The organism is Anaerotignum sp. (assembly GCF_017483025.1).
GTDB lineage: Bacteria > Bacillota > Clostridia > Lachnospirales > Anaerotignaceae > Anaerotignum_A.
Genome location: NZ_JAFUMA010000055.1, coordinates 1 through 2,700, shown reverse-complemented (window position 1 = coordinate 2,700; position 2,700 = coordinate 1). Strand labels below are relative to the sequence as shown.

Annotated in this window: 4 protein-coding genes; 3 read left to right on the top strand and 1 reads right to left on the bottom strand. The window is 46.4% G+C overall.

Annotation, left to right across the window (positions count from 1 at the left end; all coding sequences use genetic code 11):
- Positions 1-605, top strand: a 605-nt coding sequence (locus IJ369_RS04675; RefSeq protein ID WP_290716574.1) for a hypothetical protein, incomplete at its 5' end; no start/stop codon positions are given.
- A gap of 38 nt (positions 606-643) precedes the next feature.
- Here the strand turns inward: IJ369_RS04675 and IJ369_RS04670 are convergent.
- Positions 644-997: an arsenate reductase family protein gene (locus IJ369_RS04670; RefSeq protein ID WP_290716572.1), complete on the bottom strand. Its 354-nt coding sequence runs from the start codon at positions 995-997 to the stop codon at positions 644-646.
- Between the two features lie 164 nt (positions 998-1,161).
- Here IJ369_RS04670 and IJ369_RS04665 point away from each other — a divergent pair, with 164 nt between their 5' ends.
- Together IJ369_RS04665 and IJ369_RS04660 are read left to right on the top strand one after the other, a co-directional pair.
- Positions 1,162-2,115, top strand: coding sequence for a 2-hydroxyacid dehydrogenase (locus IJ369_RS04665; protein ID WP_290716570.1), 954 nt, complete (start codon positions 1,162-1,164; stop codon positions 2,113-2,115).
- A 125-nt stretch (positions 2,116-2,240) separates the two neighbouring features.
- On the top strand, positions 2,241-2,700 hold a 460-nt coding region (locus IJ369_RS04660; protein WP_290716568.1), incomplete at its 3' end, for a pyrroline-5-carboxylate reductase family protein.

The following is a 2,700-nucleotide window of genomic DNA, read 5'->3' as shown; positions in this document are numbered from 1 at the left end:
TTATTGAAATGGGAACCTTTACCTATCTGGGCTGGTCCATCGGTATGGCGATCGGCTATTGTCTGCGTGCAGGAAAAGCAGAAGAACCTATATCAGAAAAACGGAGAAAAGTGACAAATATCATTGTGACCATTCTGATAGTTGCCTTTGTCATAGGCTTATTCTATTTTAAAAGAATTGCTGTAGGGACACAATTCATCTGTCTGATTCTGGTTGCATATTGGGCGGACGCAAAAACGCAAAAGGATTTAGATAAAATCTCCTTGGGTGCTTGTGCGCTTTGTTTTGTATCGGTGATGCTGGTGATTGGTACATTTGGAGGGCCAAAAATCATGGGGCTGACTTCCACAAAACAGGCAGAAGAAATTCTGGCAGCAGAAGGATTTTCCGATGTGGAATATGTGCATTGGCTTTACGGCAGATGGCTTTATCAGGACGCCATGGACAAATCCTTCTATGAAAAGGGGATGAAGGATGAAAAATTCTATCTTTTCGAGGGGGAAAGGGATGGCGAAAACTGGCGGTTGGTCATTGACCCGAAAGGCGGAGAGATCATCATTGCCGCAACGGAAGCGGATGAGCCCACATTGGCGAATTGGATCTAATCAAAAAAGACGGGAATTCCCGTCTTTTCTTTTTGTCATTATTTCAATTTTTCCCATTCTGCTTCCTTGAAGCCAACCAGAACAAAATCCTCCCCGATGATGAGGGGGCGTTTCACCAGCATGCCGTTGGTGGAAAGCAGTTCGATCATTTCATCCTCGCTCATTTCGGGCAGTTTGTCCTTCAGCTGCAGTTCCTTGTAGAGCAGGCCGCTGGTGTTGAAGAATTTCTTCAAAGGCAGACCGCTCATCTGCCACCATATTTTCAGTTCTTCTGCAGAGGGGTTTTCTTCTACGATGTGTCTGTCGTCAAAGGCTACGCCGTTGCTTTCCAGCCATGCTTTCGCCTTCTTGCAGGTGCTGCATTTGGGGTATTCTAAAAACAAAACGCTCATTGTCGTCATCTCCTTTGGAATGATATTTTTTCTATTATAAACTTTCTGCGTTTTTTGCACAAGGACTATTGTGTTTTCAAAAAAACTGCGCTATCATACAACTATACAATGAAATTTATTGCAGTCAATATAAAATAATCACATCCATAAGGAGGCACGTACAAATGAAAATCGTTATCATCGAACCCCTGGGCATCACACCCGAAAAACTGGAAGAAGCAGTAGCAGACGTAAAAGCAAGAGGCCATGAAATCGTGTCTTATGACACAAAGGAAGAAGATCAGGATAAACTGGCGGAAAGAGGCAAAGATGCAGATATCATCATCATCGCAAACCAGCCTTTCCGTAAAAATGTCATCGAAAAATGCGAAAACCTGAAACTGCTCTCCGTAGCATTCACAGGTGTTGACCATATCGACGTGGATTTCTGTAAGGAAAAAGGCATCTGCGTATGCAACGCAGCAGGCTACTCCACAAACGCAGTTGCAGAACTGGCTTTCGGTCTGGCAATCTCCGTGCTGAGAAATATCCCCGCATGCGACGCTGTTTGCCGTAAAGAAGGTACAAAAGCAGGCCTGGTTGGCGGCGAACTGTATGGCAAAACATTCGGCGTAGTTGGTACAGGCGCCATCGGCGGCAAAGTTGCAAAAATTGCACAGGCTTTCGGCTGCAAAGTCGTTGCTTACAGCAGAACAGTAAAACCCGAAATGCAGGGTCAGGGCATCGAATATATGTCTCTGGAAGATGTACTGAAAGTATCCGATATCGTTTCCCTGCATGTACCTCTGAATGACAAAACAAAAGGCCTGATCGGCGAAAAAGAAATCGCTCTGATGAAGAAAAACGCCATCCTGCTGAACACAGCACGCGGCCCCGTTGTAGATAGCGAAGCTCTGGCAAAAGCACTGAACGAAGAACGCATTGCAGGCGCTGGTATCGACGTATTTGAAATGGAACCCCCCGTGCCCGCTGACCATGTGCTGATGCACTCCAAACATACAGTCGTAACTCCTCACGTTGCTTTCGCTTCCCATGAAGCACTGTTCACACGTGCACAGATCGTGGCGGCTAATATCCTGAAATGGGAAGATGGTACACCTCAGAATATTATTTGTTAAGAAAAATATAAGATTTCCACGATTGACAGCAGTGCGGTAATTGTAGTACCGTTAAATCAGGAAATCGAGAAATCACAAAGGTCGGTTTTCACCGACCTTTTCTTTTTTATAAGGAGGGAAATCCTATGAAATTTGGCTTTATCGGCGCAGGCAATATGGCGGGCGCCATCGTAAAAGGCATGACCATCGGCACAAAAAGCTATGACGGCAAGGATATCTTCATCACCAGCAAAACTGTGACCTCCGCCCAGAAACTGGCGGACGAATGTGGCGCAGTGGCTGTTCCCACGGCGGCGGAAGTGGTGGCGGAAAGCGATGTCCTTGTTCTGGCGGTGAAACCCCATGTACTGGCTTCCGTGGTTCCTGCATTAAAGGAAGAAATCGCGGCAAAGAAACCCCTTGTCGTTTCCATTGCAGCGGGCAAAACACTGGAATACCTGGCAGAACTGCTCCCCGCGGAAACGCCCATCGTCCGTGTGATGCCCAATATCAATGCAAAAATCGGCGCGGCCACCAGCGGCATGTGCGTCAACGAATATGTAACGGAAGAACAGAAAGAAATCGTTCGTGGTATGTTTGAGACTA

Bases quoted from the DNA above. Each gene is read 5' to 3' on its own strand.
- IJ369_RS04665 (WP_290716570.1), top strand. From the start codon at position 1,162: ATGAAAATCGTTATCATCGAACCCCTGGGCATCACACCCGAAAAACTG.
- IJ369_RS04670 (WP_290716572.1), bottom strand. From the start codon at position 997: ATGAGCGTTTTGTTTTTAGAATACCCCAAATGCAGCACCTGCAAGAAG.